Origin of the sequence: Frankia torreyi, from assembly GCF_000948395.1 — a bacterium.
GTDB lineage: Bacteria > Actinomycetota > Actinomycetes > Frankiales > Frankiaceae > Frankia > Frankia torreyi.
In genome coordinates this window covers 79,002-96,409 of sequence record NZ_JYFN01000002.1, presented here as the reverse complement: position 1 = coordinate 96,409, position 17,408 = coordinate 79,002, and the positions used below count along the sequence as shown (strand labels likewise).

The 17,408-nt window shown below is 73.1% G+C and carries 16 protein-coding genes and 1 pseudogene; 13 read left to right on the top strand and 4 right to left on the bottom strand.

Annotated elements, in window-relative coordinates:
- Positions 1-96 precede the first annotated feature (96 nt).
- The 5 genes and pseudogenes from FF36_RS01605 to FF36_RS39850 all read left to right on the top strand — a co-directional run bounded on the left by FF36_RS01605 (position 97) and on the right by FF36_RS39850 (position 5,362).
- Positions 97-540 carry an Lrp/AsnC family transcriptional regulator gene (locus tag FF36_RS01605; protein WP_044883127.1) on the top strand — a complete coding sequence of 148 codons (444 nt, stop codon included), beginning with the start codon at positions 97-99 and terminating at the stop codon, positions 538-540.
- A 292-nt stretch (positions 541-832) separates the two neighbouring features.
- Positions 833-2,434: an amidohydrolase gene (locus FF36_RS01600; protein WP_044883280.1), complete on the top strand. Its 1,602-nt coding sequence runs from the start codon at positions 833-835 to the stop codon at positions 2,432-2,434.
- A gap of 319 nt (positions 2,435-2,753) precedes the next feature.
- Positions 2,754-3,900: pseudogene (locus FF36_RS36760) on the top strand (apolipoprotein N-acyltransferase); the annotation flags it as partial.
- A 4-nt stretch (positions 3,901-3,904) separates the two neighbouring features.
- Positions 3,905-4,499 (top strand): apolipoprotein N-acyltransferase (locus tag FF36_RS36755; RefSeq protein ID WP_242422230.1); only part of this gene is annotated, 595 nt, incomplete at its 5' end.
- Positions 4,500-4,531: 32 nt separating this feature from the next.
- Complete coding sequence (locus FF36_RS39850) at positions 4,532-5,362, top strand: polyprenol monophosphomannose synthase (RefSeq protein ID WP_044883125.1); 831 nt, start codon at positions 4,532-4,534, stop codon at positions 5,360-5,362.
- A 134-nt stretch (positions 5,363-5,496) separates the two neighbouring features.
- On the opposite strand, the gene FF36_RS01585 is transcribed toward FF36_RS39850, so the two are convergent.
- Complete coding sequence (locus FF36_RS01585; RefSeq protein WP_009738606.1) at positions 5,497-5,847, bottom strand: RNA polymerase-binding protein RbpA; 351 nt, start codon at positions 5,845-5,847, stop codon at positions 5,497-5,499.
- Between the two features lie 96 nt (positions 5,848-5,943).
- Between FF36_RS01585 and FF36_RS01580 the strand changes: the two genes are divergently transcribed.
- The 4 genes from FF36_RS01580 to FF36_RS35305 all read left to right on the top strand — a co-directional run bounded on the left by FF36_RS01580 (position 5,944) and on the right by FF36_RS35305 (position 7,933).
- Positions 5,944-6,369: a hypothetical protein gene (locus FF36_RS01580; protein WP_044883124.1), complete on the top strand. Its 426-nt coding sequence runs from the start codon at positions 5,944-5,946 to the stop codon at positions 6,367-6,369.
- A 60-nt stretch (positions 6,370-6,429) separates the two neighbouring features.
- Positions 6,430-6,861 (top strand): peptide-methionine (R)-S-oxide reductase MsrB, encoded by a 432-nt coding sequence (gene msrB, locus FF36_RS01575; RefSeq protein WP_044883123.1) that lies wholly within the window; start codon positions 6,430-6,432, stop codon positions 6,859-6,861.
- A gap of 160 nt (positions 6,862-7,021) precedes the next feature.
- Positions 7,022-7,534 carry a DUF4262 domain-containing protein gene (locus FF36_RS01570; protein WP_052680892.1) on the top strand — a complete coding sequence of 171 codons (513 nt, stop codon included), beginning with the start codon at positions 7,022-7,024 and terminating at the stop codon, positions 7,532-7,534.
- A gap of 240 nt (positions 7,535-7,774) precedes the next feature.
- Positions 7,775-7,933: a hypothetical protein gene (locus FF36_RS35305; RefSeq protein WP_157871692.1), complete on the top strand. Its 159-nt coding sequence runs from the start codon at positions 7,775-7,777 to the stop codon at positions 7,931-7,933.
- 392 nt (positions 7,934-8,325) lie between these two features.
- Here FF36_RS35305 and FF36_RS01565 read toward each other — a convergent pair whose 3' ends face one another.
- Positions 8,326-9,132: a class I SAM-dependent methyltransferase gene (locus FF36_RS01565; RefSeq protein ID WP_044883122.1), complete on the bottom strand. Its 807-nt coding sequence runs from the start codon at positions 9,130-9,132 to the stop codon at positions 8,326-8,328.
- A 154-nt stretch (positions 9,133-9,286) separates the two neighbouring features.
- Here FF36_RS01565 and FF36_RS01560 point away from each other — a divergent pair, with 154 nt between their 5' ends.
- Positions 9,287-10,036: an aminoglycoside phosphotransferase/kinase family protein gene (locus FF36_RS01560; protein ID WP_044883278.1), complete on the top strand. Its 750-nt coding sequence runs from the start codon at positions 9,287-9,289 to the stop codon at positions 10,034-10,036.
- A 166-nt stretch (positions 10,037-10,202) separates the two neighbouring features.
- Here FF36_RS01560 and FF36_RS01555 read toward each other — a convergent pair whose 3' ends face one another.
- Positions 10,203-12,248 carry a DNA polymerase gene (locus FF36_RS01555; protein WP_044883121.1) on the bottom strand — a complete coding sequence of 682 codons (2,046 nt, stop codon included), beginning with the start codon at positions 12,246-12,248 and terminating at the stop codon, positions 10,203-10,205.
- Positions 12,249-12,466: 218 nt separating this feature from the next.
- On the opposite strand from FF36_RS01555, the gene FF36_RS01550 reads away from it, so the two are divergent.
- Positions 12,467-12,796 carry an FDXHR family putative zinc-binding protein gene (locus tag FF36_RS01550; RefSeq protein WP_044883120.1) on the top strand — a complete coding sequence of 110 codons (330 nt, stop codon included), beginning with the start codon at positions 12,467-12,469 and terminating at the stop codon, positions 12,794-12,796.
- A 74-nt stretch (positions 12,797-12,870) separates the two neighbouring features.
- Here FF36_RS01550 and FF36_RS01545 read toward each other — a convergent pair whose 3' ends face one another.
- Positions 12,871-13,848 (bottom strand): acyl-CoA desaturase, encoded by a 978-nt coding sequence (locus FF36_RS01545; protein ID WP_082121588.1) that lies wholly within the window; start codon positions 13,846-13,848, stop codon positions 12,871-12,873.
- Between the two features lie 166 nt (positions 13,849-14,014).
- On the opposite strand from FF36_RS01545, the gene FF36_RS01540 reads away from it, so the two are divergent.
- Positions 14,015-16,669 (top strand): DEAD/DEAH box helicase, encoded by a 2,655-nt coding sequence (locus FF36_RS01540; protein ID WP_082121587.1) that lies wholly within the window; start codon positions 14,015-14,017, stop codon positions 16,667-16,669.
- A gap of 83 nt (positions 16,670-16,752) precedes the next feature.
- A complete protein-coding gene (locus FF36_RS01535) occupies positions 16,753-17,388 on the top strand; it encodes a response regulator (protein ID WP_009738617.1) in 636 nt (211 codons plus the stop codon).
- Positions 17,389-17,408: the final 20 nt, after the last annotated feature.

The following is a 17,408-nucleotide window of genomic DNA, read 5'->3' as shown; positions in this document are numbered from 1 at the left end:
CACCTGATCCCGACCGTACCGGCTGTCCCACCGGGACCAGGCAACGGACCAGAAACAGCTCCCTCGCCCCGCGCCGACCTGCGTACGCTCCGGATCGTGCTGGAAGATCTCGACCGTCGAATCGTGCAGATGCTGTGCCGAGATGGGCGCATGAGCTTCACCGACCTCGGCCGGGCCACCGGCCTGTCGGTCTCCGCCGTCCATCAGCGCGTACGACGTCTGGAACAACGTGGAGTGATCACGTCCTACACGGCGCTGGTCGACCCCTCCCAGGTGGGTCTGCCCCTGACCGCCTTCGTCTCGATCACCCCGATCGACCCGAGCCAACCCGACGACGCCGCCGACCGGCTCGCCCACATCGTCGAGATCGAGGCCTGTCACAGCGTCGCCGGGGAGGAAAGCTACCTGCTCAAGGTGCGCGTCGCCAGCCCCGGCGACCTGGAGATCCTGCTCCAGCGCATCCGCGCCGCGGCGAACGTGTCCACCCGCACCATGGTCGTGCTCTCCACCCCCTACGAGGGCCGCCCCCCCGCCCTGTGACCCGACGCCCTCCGGGTAAGCCGGGAAACAGGTCGGGAGCGCCACTCGGCCAGTGAGCGCCGCGCCGCGGGCCGCGTCGAACAGGTGCCGCCGCCCCGGGCCGAACCACCGCTCGACTCGCGACCCGCGCCGCCCGGCACGCCACGACCTGCTCCCCGACGCCGGGCACGAGGGCGGCACCGGCCTCGCGCAGCACCCGGGCAAGATCGGCGGCCCGCCCCGGCTCGACGGGCACCACGGCGTAGACATACCCGGCGACCAGCCGACCCGACGGGCAGGCAGACTCACCAGCGTGACCGACCCCCACACCCCCCGCCGCACCGTGCTCTACCGGGGCGGCCACATCCACACCCCGACCAGCCCCACCGCCACCGCCATGCTCACCGACCACGCCACCATCGCCTGGATCGGCTCCGACGACACCGCCGCCACCCTCGACGCCGACACCGTCATCGACCTCGACGGCGCACTGATCACCCCCGCCTTCGTCGACGCCCACATTCACACCACCGCCACCGGCCTCGCCCTGACCGGCCTCGACCTCACCGCCACCCCCACCCGCACCGCCGCCCTCGACGCCCTGGCCACCCACGCCCGCCGCCACCGGCACACCACCGTCTTCGGCACTGGCTGGGACGAGACCACCTGGGCCGACCCCACACCCCCCACCGCCGGCGAACTCGACCGCGCCACCGGCGGCGCCCCCGTCTACCTCGCCCGCGTCGACGGGCACACCGCCGTGATCTCCACCGCCCTGGCCACCGCCGCCGACGCCGCCACCCACCCCGGCTGGCACCCCGACGGCCTCGTCACCGGCACCGCCCACCACGCCGCCCGCCGCACCGCCGACACCACCCTGACCCCCAGCCAGCGCCGCCACGCCTGGCAGACCACCCGCACCCACGCCGCCGCCCTCGGCATCGCCGCCCTGCACGAGATGGCCGGACCCGACGTCTCCTCCGCCGACGACCTCGCCGGCCTGCTCGCCCACGCCCGCACCGTCACCGGACCCGACATCGTCGGCTACTGGGCCGGCGACCTGCCCACCGCCGTCGAACTCGGCGCCGCCTGGGGCGGCGACGCCTTCGTCGACGGTTCCCTGGGCTCCCACACCGCCGCCCTGCACACCCCCTACGCCGACCGCCCCCACACCCACGGCACCCTGCACCTCGACGCCGACGCCATCCGCGACGCCGTCCTCGACGCCACCGACGCCGGCCTGCAGACCGGCTTCCACGCCATCGGCGACGCCGCCATCACCACCGTGCTCACCGGCCTGGAGGCCGCCGCCACCACAATCGGACTCGCCCGCATCGCCGCCGGCCGCCACCGCCTCGAACACGCCGAGATGACCACCACCGACCACCTCCCACGCCTGGCCGCCCTCGGCATCATCGTCAGCGCCCAACCCGCCTTCGACGCCCGCTGGGGCGGCGAGGACGGCATGTACGCCACCCGCCTCGGCCCCACCCGCGCCAGCGCCATGAACCCCTACGCCGCCATGACCCGCGCCGGCATCACGCTGGCCTTCTCCTCCGACGCCCCCGTCACCCCCCTGGACCCCTGGGGCGCCATCCGCGCCGCCGCACACCACCACACCCCCGCCGCCCGCATCTCCGCCCGCGCCGCCTTCACCGCCGCCAGCCGCGGCGGCTGGCGCGCCGCCCGCGCCGACACCGACGGCCACGGCATCCTCGCCCCCGGCCACCCCGCCACCTACGCCGTCTGGGACCACCACGGCGACCTCGTCGTCCAGGCCCCCGACACCCGCATCGCCGCCTGGTCCACCGACCCCCGCGGCGCCGTCGCCGGCCTGCCCGACCTCACCGGCCCCACCCCCCGCTGCCGGCGCACCGTGCTGCGCGGCCGCATCCTGCACGACACCCCACACTGAACTCCACGCTCACCCCCACCCCGAAACCAATCCCATATTCGCACAGATGTTCGATAACGTCGAGAGGTGAACCACCACCAACCAGCCCCACCCCACCGCCAGGCCACACCGCCACCACACTTCGAGCCCCCTTCGGGTCAGGGGCGGCGTGGTCAGCGCGGCCCGCGTGACAGAAACTGGTCGGGTGACCCCCACGCCGGCCACCGGAAGCCCCACGGCCCAGGCGACCGGCGACACCGCCGCCGCGCCGACCCAGCCCGCCGCCGTCCCGCCCCAGCCCCGGACCGGCATCGAGCCGCCGCGGGCAAGCGACCCGTCNCCCCCCACACCCGCCGCGCCCACCCCGGCCGCCGCGACCGCCACCGAACCCGACCGGACCGAGCCCAACCAGGCCGGCCAGGCCGGCAAAGAGCGGCCCGCCCGCCGGACCCGCCGCCGCGCCACCCTGCGCCGACGCACCCCCCCGGCCCTGGCCGCCCTGCTCGGCGGCGCCCTGCTCTACCTCGCCACCCCACCGGTCGGCGCCTGGCCGCTCGCACCGATCGCCGTCACCGTGCTCACCCTCACCGTCCGCGGCCGCCGCCTGCGCGCCTCCTACGCCCTGGGCCTGCTGTTCGGCCTCGCGTTCTGCCTGCCGCTGCTGCGCTTCGTCTCCTTCGTCGGCGCCGACGCCTGGATCGCCCTCGCCGTCGCCGAAGCCGCCATCCTCGCCCTCGTCGCCCCCGCCACCACCCTCGTCTGGCGCCTGCCCGCACCCTGGCTGTGGACCGGCGCCGTCTGGGTCGCCCAGGAGGCCCTGCGCGGACGCGCCCCCTTCGGCGGCTTCCCCTGGGGCCGGCTCGCCTTCACCCAGTCCGACAGCCCGCTGACCGGACTCGCCGCCCTCGGCGGCGCACCCCTGCTCACCGCCGTCGTCGCCGCCACCGGTGCCCTGCTCGCCCTCGCCATCACCCACGCCCACACCCTGGCCCGCGCCACCACCGGCCACCGGCGCACCGCACCGCGACGCCTCGCCGCACCCCTGCTCGGCGCCACCGCCCTCACCCTCGCCGGCCTGCTCGTCCCGCTGCCCACCACCGCCGAACACGGCACCCTCACCGTCGCCGCCATCCAGGGCAACGTCCCCGCCGACGGCGGCATCCACGCCCTCGGCCGCGCCTTCCAGGTCACCGCCAACCACGTCGCCGGCACCCGCCGCCTCGCCGCCGACGTCGCCGCCGGCCGCCGCCCCGCCCCCGATCTCGTCCTGTGGCCGGAGAACTCCTCCGACCTCGACCCCCAGCGAGACCCCACCGTCGCAGCCGCCCTGCGCGGCGCCGCCCGCACCGCCGGCGCCCCCGTCCTCGTCGGCGCCGTCCTCGACGGCCCCGGCCCCCGCCACGTCCGCAACGCCGGCATGATCTGGACCGCCGACGGCTTCACCGGCCAGATGTACGTCAAACAACACCCCGTCCCCTTCGCCGAGTNCCNCCCCGGCCGCGCCCTGCTCACCCGCCTCATCGGCCGCTTCGCCAACGAGATGCCCAGCGACTTCCTGCCCGGCCACAGCCCCGGCGCCCTGCACGCCGCCGGCACCACCATCGGCGACGTCATCTGCTTCGAAGTCGCCTACGACGACCTCGTCCGCGACACCGTCGACCACGGCGCGCAGATCCTCGTCATCCAGACCAACAACGCCTCCTTCGGCCGCAAGGGCGAAAGCCAGCAGCAACTCGCCATGTCCCGGCTACGCGCCGTCGAACACGGCCGCGCCACCGTCCAGGTCTCCACCAGCGGCGAAAGCGCCCTCATCGCCCCCGACGGCACCCTGCTGGCCAAGACCGGCCTGTACGAACCCGGCGTCCTCACCGCCGCCCTGCCCCGACGCACCAGCCAAACCCTCGCCGACCGTGCCGGAATCGTCCCCGAGGCGGTGCTGCTCACCCTCGGCCTGGGCGCCATGATGGCGGGAGTGATCCGCCGCCGAACCCGCCCCACCGGCGACCCCGACCACACCGGCACCACCCCGCAGGCACCACGACCCCACGAGACGACACCCACGGTGACGCCCGCCGGGCCGGCCTGACGGATATGGCCCCCGATCAGGAAAGGAACCGCGTGGATCTCCACCGCGTTGTCGTCTGCGTCCCCACCTACAACGAGCGGGACAACCTCCCGGACACCGCCCGCCGCCTGCGCGCGGCGAACCCGACGGTCGACCTGCTCGTCATCGACGACGCCAGCCCCGACGGCACCGGGAAGATCGCCGACGAACTCGCCGACAACGACGACCACATCCACGTCCTGCACCGCGACGGCAAAGCCGGCCTCGGCACCGCCTACATCGCCGGCTTCACCTGGGCCCTCGACCACGGCTACGACGTCATCGTCGAAATGGACGCCGACGGCTCCCACCAGCCCGAACAGCTACCCCGCCTGCTCGCCGCCCTCGCCCACGCCGACCTCGTCATCGGCTCCCGCTGGGTACCCGGGGGAGAGGTCCGCAACTGGCCCCGCACCCGGCTGCTGCTCTCCCGCGGCGGCAACATCTACGTCCGCGCCGCCCTCGGCATGCCGCTACGCGACGCCACCGCCGGCTACCGCGCCTACCGCGCCGACGTCCTGCGCGACCGCGACCTGACCGGCGTCTCCTCCCAGGGCTACTGCTTCCAGGTCGACCTCGCCTGGCAGGCCTGGCGCTCCGGCTACCGCGTCACCGAAGTCCCCATCACCTTCGTCGAACGCGAACGCGGCACCTCCAAGATGAGCAACGCCATCGTCGCCGAAGCCTTCTGGCGCGTCGCCTGGTGGGCCGCCACCACCCGCCGCCGCCGGCCCACCCCCCGCACCCCCCACCTCCCAGCCAACCCCACCCCACGCCAACCCACCGCCAACCCCGACATCCCCACCGACCACCCCGACAACGTCACCACCAGCCACAGCGCCTAACCACCACCAGACCGACCCCCACCCGTCACCCCCCGCAGCCGCCACATCACCCAGAACAGCCACCCCGGGCATGCCAAAGGGTCGGGCACGCACATCCCCGTGCCCGACCCCGCAACCACCGACAAACAGCCCCGCTACGCGGTACGCCGGCCCTCACCGGTCCCGCGCAGCACCGCCAACCGCTCCGCCAGAACCTCCTCCAGATCATCGGTGGTCCGGCGCTCCATCAACATGTCCCAGTGCGTCCGCGGCGGCTTCGACTTCTTCGGCTCAGGCCGCTCACCATCGACGATCACCGACGCCCCACCACAGACCTTGCACTCCCACACCGACGGCACCTCCGCCTCAGCCGCGAAGGGCATGGTGAACTGGTGGCCGTTGGGGCAGTCGTAGGACGCCGACTGCCGTGGGGCAAGCTCGGTGCTGCGGTCAGTCTCGTAGGACACTGCACCGAGACGGCTTCCCCGCAGGATGCGCTCGCCCATATAACTCCTCCGAGCGTCGAGACGTGTGCAACTACCCCTCGACAACGTTCTGGCCAGCCGAGACGTTCCCGCCGAGGAAGGACCCGTAACACAATCATGAACGCGCAGCGTCCCCACCCCACAGCGAAACGCCCCACCCGTCCCATCCGCACCCTGCACACGGCCACCCTCGGCATCACCCGCGCCACCGTCGGCACCCTCGTGCTCACCCGCGCCGTGGACACCCTGCGCATCACCGGCGTCGACCGACTCACCGCCACCCGCCTGGCCTGGGTCGCCCGCCTCGCCGGCATCCGCGACCTCGCCCTCGGCGCCGGCCTGCTCGCCGCGATGACCACCGGCCGCGACACCACCACCTGGCTGTGGGCCGGAATGATCGCCGACGCCGCCGACGTTTCCGTCTTCGCGACCTCCACCGCCCGCGGCCACCTGCCACCCGCCATCGGCACCCTCATGGCCACCGCCGCCCTCGGTGGCGTCGCCGCCGCCGCCCCCCTGACCCGCACCGGACCGGGGGAGTGACCCCACCACCCCGTCGCATCGCCCATCGACGAATCCACCCAGAAAGGACCCCGTGACGCCATGACCACCAGCGACCACGCCACCCCCACCGGCCCCGACGCCGCCGACGTCACCAAGACCGACGAGCAGTGGCGCGCCGAACTCTCACCCCAGCGTTACGCCATCCTGCGCCAGGCCGCCACCGAACCCCCCTTCACCGGCGCCTACACCTACAGCAAGGAAACCGGCACCTACCGCTGCGGCGGCTGCGGCGCGGCGCTGTTCACCTCCGACACCAAGTACGACTCCGGCTCCGGCTGGCCCAGCTTCACCGAACCCGCCGTCGCTGACGCCGTCGAACTCGTCGAGGACCGCTCCCACGGCATGATCCGCACCGAGGTCCGCTGCGCCCGCTGCAGGGGACACCTCGGCCACGTCTTCGACGACGGCCCCGGCCCCACCGGCCAGCGCTACTGCATGAACAGCCTCGCCCTCGACCTCGACACCCACTGACCCACCCCAGCCCGTGGACCGGGCCGCCGCCGGTGCACTGACGCACCGGCCGGCCCACCCACCACCTGCCACCCAAGACGACCCAGCACCCCCAAAAAACTGTCGGTGCCCCCGCCTACCGTCACTGCCATCCCGCCACCGACCCCGGGGGAGGCACACCATGGAAACCGAACTGCAGTTCGACTGGCACCGGCGGCGCGCCGCCTGGATCCGCGACACCATCCACCGCCACGGCTGGGCCGTCCAGGCCGTCCTCGCCGAACCCGACACCGGCGAACCCGACTACGCCTACACCATCGGCCTCACCGCGCTGCACCACCCCGAACTGCTCATCGCCGGCCTGCACCCGCACGACGCCGCCGCCCTGCTCAACCTGCTCGCCACCCGCATCCGCGCCGGCGACCCCCCGCCAGCCGACACCACCCTCGACGACCTCGCACCCCCCAGACGCCACCACCTACTCACCCTCAACCCCGCCGCCAGCGACGAGCTGCTGCTCCACGCCAACGCCACCTACCAGCACCCCGACGGCCCACCCGTCACCGCCCTCCAGATCATCTGGAGTGACCCCGCCGGCACCCTGCCCTGGGAAACCGGCTGCACCGGCGACGCCGCCCACCAGCCCCTCGCCGGCCCACCCCCCGACACCGCGGGGGACAGGCCCCACCCCTGACCGCACCCATCCAGCGCCCCGGTACCCAGGCGGCGGTGCCACCCGAACACCGCCGAGACACCGGGGCCACGCGGGGCGCGCGCCAACTCAGACCACGCCGACGCCGGGGGAGTCAGGCAACCACCCTCAGTAACCCACCAGAAAACACCACCACCGACGACCAGCACACCCGGCCGACCTGCTCGACCGCTCGAACCTGGCAACCGGACCGCGACAACGACAACGACAACGATCACCAGCGTGACGATCACCAACCTCCAGCTCCAGCACCCAGCCCACCCGGCGACCAGCATGCACATCCACCTGGAACACGTCACCCACCAAGCCAACCCACACAGCCAAAAACCCAGCAACCACTACCCCACCGCACGCGCCGATAATGCACATTATGTCAAGTAGAGATTGATCGGCCGCTCCCCCCGTTCGCCCCGACTCCCGGCCAGCAGGAGGCCCGCGACGAACAGGATCTGCCGCTACCGCGGACCTCGTGCCGCCCGCCCCCCGGAAGATTGACTTCGATTTCGATCCAGCCCGAAGGCCGACAGATCACAAGATCACATCCAACACGAGCAAGTTGATCATGACTTCTCCCCCGGCGGTCAGCTGCATGGCTGGGTGGAGTTGTTGTTGATCATTATGTGAAGTGACGTCAACAGCGTTGATTATCTTTATGGAGGATGGCCGATCAGACGTGGCCGGCGGTTCCGCGGAATACCACGATCGCCGGAGGCTCACGAGCTCGCACCGGACCGCGTCCGTTCACAAGCGGACGACGCACGCCTGCGGGCTGCCTACCCCCCGCCGAAGGCGTAGATCACTTCAGAGGTGAGAAGGTGATCTGCGTCGGTACGAAGCAGATCGGCCAGGGTTTCGGTGTAGTCGCGCTGGAACATCTCCACCTGCTCGAGAGTGAGGGTGGCGATCGCGTCGTGGTGCGGGCCGCGGGTGTGGGCCTCCCAGGCATGTTCCAGGTCACGGGAGGAGAAGCGGATGGTCTCCCCCACCTGCTTCGCCGGGGTGAACCCGGCGTCACGCAGTGCCCGATGGCATCGCGTCCGCGTTCCCAGGGCGGTGGCCGGGTCGGTGAGGGCCAGTCCGTGGCGGCGGGCATGGTCGCGAAAGATTCTGGCCGCGACGGGGAAACCCGCCGCCATCGTCGAGAAACCGATCTGCCCACCGGGTGCCAGCAGCCGGCGCCATTCCCCCAGCGCCGCCTGGACCGGCAGGTAGAGCAGGCCGGCGGAGCAGAGGACCAGGTCGAACGAGCCGTCCCCGAACTGGGGCAGGGTGGTGGCGTCCGCCCTGACCAGCTCGATGGTCGTCAGTCCGGCCGCGTCGATTGCCTGCCGGGCCCGGGCGAGCATGCCTGCGGAGATATCGACGCCGACCACCTGTCCGGTCGGTCCGACGGCCCGGGCGGCGGCGATCGCGGCGAGCCCGGTACCGGTCGCGGCGTCCAGGATGCGCATGCCCGCGGTGGGGGCGGCGAGTTCGACGAGCCGTTCGGCGTAGCGGATGTGCCAGGTGTGGTTGCTGTAGGTCGCGGCACGCCCGTCGAAGACGGTCTCGGCGCTGCCCTGCGAGTCGGCCGCCGCCACAGAAGGTGATCATGGCACAGCCGCGTGGCCGTGGTGGTCGAATCCCGCTTCCGGGTCGGTGCGGTTGCCGTCACCGAACCGGTTGCGGGCCGCGGAGCATCGTGGCATGACAGAACGACTCGTTTCCGCGTCCTGCCTGTGCCAGGGTCCTGGGGTGAGCAGCGAGGAAGAGCTGTTGCCGGGGAATGTCACGACCGGTGTGGTACGGGTGGGTCAGACTGTTCGCCGCCCGGTCGGACCATGGACGGACGCGGTCGATGCGCTGCTGGAACACCTGCACGCGGTGGGTTTCACCGGCGCCCCTCGCCCGCTGGGACGGGACGCGCAGGGACGCCAGGTGCTGGAGTACATCCCCGGCGAGCTCGGTGCGGTGGCGGGCACGTACTCGGTGGCAGAGCTGTTCTCGATCGGTCGGATGCTGGCGGACCTGCACCGGGCACTCGCCGGCTTCGCGCCGCCGGCCGGCGCGGTGTGGAACAGGGTCATTCCGCCGGATCGGGAGGACTTCGTCTGCCAGAACGACGTGGCGCCATGGAACCTCGTGAGGTCTGCTCGGGGGTGGGTGCTGATCGACTGGGATGGAGCGGCACCGAGTTCCCGGTTGTGGGATCTTGCGTACGCAGCGCAGAGCATGGCGGGTCTGCGGGCCGATCGGCCGGTGGCGGAGTCGGCGGCGCGGTTGCGCACCGTCGTTGACGGTTACGGCTTGGATGAGGCGTCGAGGCCGGCGTTGGCGAGCATGCTGGGCCGACGCGCCAGAGCGATGTACAACCTGTTGCGCGATGGCGCCCGACGGCAGCGTCAGCCGTGGGCCAGGATCTGGGTCGAGGACGGGCCTTACTGGCGCGCGACCTCCGAATATCTGGCGGCCCGGACCGAGGTGTGGACAGCCGCCCTGCGATGACGCTTGGGCGCCGGCTCAGGTGGCGGGCGTGGCCGCAAAGAACGGCCGCAAAGAACGGTTCGGCTCCCCCAGGTTGCGGGTTCGGATCGCCTTTCTTGTTGATTAAGAAAGGCGATCCTTCGTCAACGGCGTTGATTATCTTGGGGGTGGTGGGCGGGCGGCGGGCTCAGTGGGCGGCGTCGGACCAGCGGTGCAGGATGGACACGTCGGCGACGAACCGGACCCCGCTGGCCGTCGACCAGTAGGCGGCCGTGGCGGCAAGAGCGCGGCGCAGCAGGTCGGCGGCGGCCTCGGCGTGCGCGATGGGGACGTGCAGGAGCAGTTCGTCGTGCAGGCAGAGCACGATCTCGCCGCCGAGGGCGGGCAGCTCGGCGCGGACGGTCACCGCCCAGGCCTTGAACAGTTCGGCGGCGGGGCCCTGGATGACGGCGTTGCGGGCGAAGCGGCCGCGGGCCTGCTCGGTGACCCCGCCGGCGGCCGGGGAGGCCTCGTCGGGCGGCGCCGGGTCGGTCAGACCCCGGGGTGGGCGCGGCGTGGGGGCGAGGCGGACGAGCCGGCCGCCGTAGGTGCGCAGGTCGCGGCCGGAGCGGCCGGCGGCGTCGGCGGCGTCGAGGTAGGCCAGCGCGGTCGGGTAGGCGCGGCGCATCCGGCGCAGGGCCTCGCCGGCCGAGCCGGTGGTCTGGCCGTACATGGCGGCGAGCATCGCGATCTTGGCCTGCGGGCGGTCGCGACCGAGCTGCGCCGCGACGGGGGCGTACATGTCGTCGGCCTGGGTGGCCGCGGCGAGGGCGGGGTCGGCGGAGACGACGGCGAGGACCCGGGGTTCGATCTGGCCGAGGTCGGCGCGGACGAACACCCGGCCCGGTTCGGCGACGACGGCGGCGCGTAGGTCGGCGGGCAGGTTGTGCAGGCCGGCCTGGGCGGTCATCCGCCCGGCGGCGCCGTCGCTGCCGTGCCAGGCGCCGCGCAGCCGGCCGTCCGGGGCGACGTGGGTGTCGAGCCAACGGTGGCCGTAGGTCGTGGCGATCCGCTCGGTGCGCCGCCAGGCCAGCAGCGCGGCGACGGCGGGATGGGCGTCGCGCAGCGGTTCGAGGCGGCCCGAGCGGGTGTCGGGGACGTCGATGCCCACCGCGCGCAGCGCGGCTCGCACGGCGGCGGGGTTGCGCAGGTCGACGGGGCCGCGCAGGTGGGCGAGGACGGGGGCGTCGCGGCGGCGGCGGGCGGCGAGCTCGTCGGCGTCGGTGCGCGGCGGCGGGCCGACGATCTCGGCGAGCAGCGTCTCGGCGGTGGCGCGGTCGATGGGCAGGCCGTCGCGTTCGAGTTCGCGGGCGAGCAGCTCCGCGGCGGATTCGGCGCGGGCGGTCAGGACGGCGAGGCTGGTCCGGCCGGGGCGGGCGCGCCGGTCGGCGAGGCCGTTCAGCGCGGCCTGCTGACGGTGCTGGGCCTGCAGCGCGAGCGCGGCGAGGGCGGCGGCGCGGCGCAGCGCCTCACCGGGCCCGGCGGCCCGGTGCAGCCAGCCGGCGTCGAGCTGGCCATCCCCCGCCAGTGGCCCGTCCGCACCGCCGAGGCCGAACCCGCCGCCAGCACTGAACGCACCGCCAGCGCCGAGGGGTCCGCCAGCGCCGACGGGTTCGCGGGTACCGCGGGTGTCGACTCCCCCACCGGCGCTGATTCCCTCGGCGCCGGTGGGGTCGAGGCGATGCCGGGCAGCGGGGTCGTCGCCGGTGCCCTCCCACAGGCCGAGCTGGCCCGGCGCGACCCGCGCGGCGGGGCCGGGAGGTCGGGACGGCGGGGGTGGCAGGGGCAGGCCGGCGGCGGCGGCCCACACGGCGGCCGGGTCGTCACGGCGCCCGCCGTGCAGCAGCCGGTGCACGGCGGCGAGATCCCAGCAGGCGGCGAGGCGCACCTGGGTGGCTGGCGGCACCGCCGCCGACGCCGACCACCACACCCAGCGCGGGGCGCAGCGCCGCTCGATCTCGGCGACCAGTTCGGCGGCCTCGGCCGGCTCGGGCGCGGACACCACCAGGGTGACGGGCGTGCTGGTCGGGTGAGACGGCGGGAGCGGCGGCGGGCCGGCGGGCAGGTGGTGGGCCAGGGCGAACCCGACTTTTGGGAGGACCACGAGCGCCAGGGGTTGACGCGGGGCGAACTCCCCCGACCACAGGTCCGCGAGTGGTCCCGCGGCCGGGTGCGACGGGCTGGCCGGCGTCATCGTTCGATTCTCACCACCGGGTCCGACAGTTCGCGCCGGCCCGGTGGCGGGGGGCCGGCGCGCGTGGCCGGGCGGGCGAGCCTGGCCGGGTGCGCGGTGCCGTGGTCAGATGGACCGTCATGGTGGCCGGGAAAGCGGAAATGCCCCCGTTGGAAACGTGGAGCGGTAAGAATCCCCGTCGACGAGGGATGCGCGTACCACGGGGGAAGGGTGGATTCATGGCGGGGCGGGACAACGAGTACGAACGTCCCATCCTGCTCGGCTGCGGTGGGTGCGACGCCCGGTGGACGGCGCTGACCGCGGCGCACTGCCCGACCTGTCATGCCACGTTCGCGGGGGCCACGACCGGTTTCGACGCCCACCGGGTGAACGGGGTCTGCCAGCCCCCGCAGCTGGTCGGTCTGCGTCATGACCGGGGCTACTGGCTGGTCGCGGGCGAGCAGCCGCCGGGACGCCTCCTGCACCGCTCCCGGGAGGGGGCCGGCGGGCACGGTGACCCTCGCGGATCGGCCGGGCCCCCCGGCGGCGAGGTGCGGATGGCCGGCTGACCGGGCCGGCCGAACGGCGCTCCGGCCCCACGGCAGGCTGGCCGGACGGCAGGCTGGCCGGACGGTCGGCTGCGTCAGCGGGCCTGCTCGGCGGCGCAGGCCCGGCGGGCCGCGATGCGTTCGGCGGTCGGCCAGCGCACGTCGTGGGCCCAGCCCAGGCGTTCGAACCAGCGGATGAGCGCGGCGCTCGGGTCGACCTGACCGGGCAGGACGCCGTGGCGGGCGCTGGTGGGGTCGGCATGGTGCAGGTTGTGCCAGGACTCCCCCAGCGACGGCACGGCCAGCCACCAGACGTTCCGCGACTGGTCGCGGGTGGTGAAGGGCCGTTCGCCGATGAGGTGGCAGATCGAGTTGATGGAGAACGTGACGTGGTGCAGCAGGGCGATGCGCACCAGGGAGCCCCAGAACAGGGCGGTGAGCGCGCCGGTCCACGACATGCTCCACAGCCCGCCAGCCACCGGTGGGATCAGGACCGAGGCGGCCACGCACCAGGGGAACGCGGCGGCGACGGCGGCGACGTCGCGGTCGGCGAGCAGATCGGGGCAGAACCGCTTCGGGCAGGTGCGGTGGCGGTTGAACAGCCAGCCGACGTGGGCGTGCAGGAAGCCCCTGGTCACTCCGACGGCGCTGCGGCCGAAGCGCCAGGGTGAATGGGGATCGGCGGCGGCGTCGGAGTACTTGTGGTGGCGGCGGTGGGCGGCGACCCAGTCGGTGACGCTCATCTCGACGGCGAGGCTGCCGGCCAGGGCGAGGCCGATGCGCAGGGGCCGGCTGGCCTTGAAGGAGCCGTGGGTGAACAGGCGGTGGTAGCCCACGGTGATCCCGAAGCCGGAGATCAGGTACATCACCCCGCCGATGACGATGTCGTGCCAGCCCAGTCCGTGTCCCCAGGCCACGGGCACCGCCAGGGCCACCGCGAGGAGGGGGACGGCGAGGAACAGCAGCAGCAGGATCTGTTCGAGGGGGGTCTTCAGATCGGGGGCGATGTCGGGGCGGGCAGGCGGGCCCGCGTCGATACGCTGGAATGTCGATTCGGTCGATTCGGAGGACACATATTTCCTCTCACGAGGTTCGTCGGATACCCGGCAACCCTCGTCGGTTCTCCGAGCCGGGTCACGGGTGCTGGCCACCGGAACACCGGTTCGGGTCCGCCCCAACAGTAGACGGGGGTGTGCCCGCCGGTCGGCGGCGGCGCGCGTCAGGCACGATCGAGGGACCATGACACTCACCGACCACCTTCCCGCGTCCTCGTATCCGGTGGCCGGCGCCGCCGACGATGTACCCGGCGAGCCGGATCCGGACACCCTGTACGACGCCTTCACCGCCTGGGTCGCCGAGCAGGGCCTGGAACTCTATCCCGCCCAGTCCGAGGCGCTCATCGAGATCGTCTCCGGGTCGAACGTCATCCTGGCGACGCCGACGGGGTCGGGGAAGAGCCTGGTGGCGGCCGGGGCGCACTTCGCGGCGCTGGCCGCCCGGCGGCGGACGTTCTACACCGCGCCGATCAAGGCGCTGGTGTCGGAGAAGTTCTTCGCGCTGTGCGCGATGTTCGGGGCGGCGAACGTCGGGATGATGACGGGTGACGCCTCCGTCAACGACACCGCGCCGATCGTCTGCTGCACGGCGGAGGTGCTGGCGAACATCGCGCTGCGCGACGGGGTGGCCGCCGACGTCGGTCAGGTCGTCATGGACGAGTTCCACTACTACGCCGATCCGGAGCGGGGGTGGGCGTGGCAGGTGCCGCTGCTGGAGCTGCCGCGCACCCAGTTCGTGCTGATGTCGGCGACGCTCGGCGACGTGTCGATGTTCGAGGCGGATCTGACGCGGCGCACCGGGCGGCCGACGGCGGTGGTCCGCTCGGCGCAGCGGCCGGTGCCGTTGTTCTACCGGTTCGTCACGACCCCGCTGCACGAGACGATCGGTGAGCTGCTGGAGACCCATCAGGCGCCGGTGTACGTCGTGCACTTCACCCAGGCGCAGGCGTTGGAACGGGCGCAGGCGCTGATGAGCGTGAACGTGTCGTCGCGGGCGGAGAAGGACCAGATCGCGGCGACGATCGGGAACTTCCGGTTCGCCGCCGGGTTCGGCAAGGTGCTGTCCCGGCTGGTGCGCCACGGCATCGGGGTGCACCACGCGGGGATGCTGCCGAAGTACCGCCGCCTGGTCGAGCAGCTCGCGCAGGCGGGGCTGTTGAAGGTGATCTGCGGGACGGACACGCTCGGGGTGGGGATCAACGTGCCGATCCGCACGGTGGTGTTCACGTCGCTGTCGAAGTACGACGGGACGCGGGTACGGCTGCTCTCGGCGCGGGAGTTCCACCAGATCGCCGGGCGGGCCGGGCGGGCCGGGTACGACTCGGTGGGCAACGTCGTCGTGCAGGCTCCCGATCATGTGGTGGAGAACATGCGGGCGTTGGCGAAGGCCGGCGACGACCCGAAGAAGCGGCGCAAGGTGGTGCGCAAGAAGCCGCCGGAGGGCACCGTCGGCTACGGGGAGCCGACGTTCGACCGGCTGGTGGCCGCCGAGCCGGAGCCGTTGACGTCGCAGTTCACGGTGACGCACGCGATGCTGCTCAACGTCGTCAACCGGCCCGGGGACGCGTTCGCGTCGATGCGTCACCTGCTCACCGACAACCATTCGGATCTCCCGACGCAGCGCCGGCTGATCCACCGGGCGATCGCGATCTACCGGGCGCTGCTGGCCGCCGGCGTGGTGGAGAAGCTCGACTCCCCCGACGAGCTGGGCCGCAACGTGCGGGTGACCGGGGATCTGCAGCTCGACTTCGCGCTCAACCAGCCGCTGTCGCCGTTCGCGCTGGCCGCGCTCGAACTGCTCGACCCGGCGTCGCCGACGTACGCCCTCGACGTGCTGTCGGTGCTGGAGGCGACGTTGGACAACCCCCGCCAGGTGCTGCACGCGCAGCTGACCAAGGCTCGGGGGGAGGCGGTGGCGGCGATGAAGGCCGAGGGGATCGAGTACGACCGGCGGATGGAGCTGCTGGAGGAGGTGACCTATCCGCAGCCGTTGGGTGAGCTGCTCGCCGCGGCGTTCGCGACGTACCGGCGGGGTCATCCCTGGGTCGACGACTACGAGCTGGCACCGAAGTCGGTGGCCCGGGAGCTGTATGAGCGGGCGATGACGTTCGCCGAGTACGTGGCGTTCTACGGGCTGGCCCGCTCCGAGGGGCTGCTGCTGCGCTACTTCGCCGACGCCTACAAGGCACTGCGCCAGACGGTGCCGGAGGACGCGCGCACCGACGAGGTCATCGACCTCACCGAGTGGCTCGGGGAGCTGGTGCGCCAGACCGACTCCAGCCTGCTCGACGAGTGGGAGCGGCTGAGCAACCCCGATCCCGACGCGGCCGCCGGGGCCGGGGCGGGGGCGGTCGACGAGCGGCCGCCGGCGGTGACGGGCAACCTCCGGGCGTTTCGGGTGCTGGTCCGCAACGCGTTGTTCCGCCGGGTGGAGCTGGCCGCGCTGCGCCGCTACGACCTGCTCGGCGAGCTCGACGGCCCGGGGGCCGGAGCCGGCCTCGGGGCGGGAGTCGGCCTCGGGGCGGGAGTCGGCCTCGGGGCGGGAGTCGGCCCCGGGGCTGGGGTGGCCGCGGGGGACGGTCCGGTGTTCGACGCGGCGGGTTGGGAGCGGGCGCTGGCCGGCTACTATGCCGAGCACGACGAGATCGGCACCGGCCCGGACGCGCGCGGGCCGGGGTTGCTGCTGCTCGACGAGCGGCCCGGGGTGTGGACGGCGCGGCAGATCTTCGACGATCCGGCCGGGGACCACGACTGGGGGATCAGCGCGGAGATCGACCTCGCCGCCTCCGACGAGGCCGGGGTGGCGATGGTCCGGGTGACCGCCGTCGACCGGCTCTGACCGGGTACACCGTCGGGCCCCTTCGACCGGGGTCACCTCGCGATCCGGGCCGGGGCGCGCGACCCGAGCGGTATCGTCACCCTGTGAGTACCGTACGGGTCTTCCTCCTGGATGACCACGAGATCGTCCGCCGGGGAATTCGGGAGATGCTCTCCGAGACCGGTGACGTCGACGTCGTCGGCGAGGCGTCCACCGCGGCCGAGGCGCTGCGCCGGATCCCCGCCACCAGACCGAACGTGGCGGTGCTCGACGCGCGGCTGGAGGACGGCAACGGCATCGACGTCTGCCGTGACCTGCGCTCGGCGCATCCCGATATCGGCTGCCTGATCCTCACCTCCTACGACGACGACGACGCATTGTTCGCCGCGATCATGGCCGGGGCCGCCGGCTACCTGCTCAAGCAGATCAAGGGCACGGACCTGGTCGGGGCGATCCGCACGATCGCCGCCGGCCGCTCCCTGCTCGATCCGGCGGTCACCCAGCGGGTGCTGACCCGGCTGCGGGAGGGTCCGGCGGAGGACCGCAAGCTCGCGGCGCTGGGCGAGCGGGAGCGCCAGATCCTCGTCCTCATCGCGGAGGGTCTGACCAACCGGCAGATCGCCGGGCGGATCCACCTGTCGGAGAAGACGGTCAAGAACTACGTCTCGGCGATCCTGGAGAAGCTGGAGCTGTCCAGCCGCACCCAGGCCGCCGTCTACGCGACCCGCATCGACAAGTAGCGCCCCGCCGGCGCCGCCCC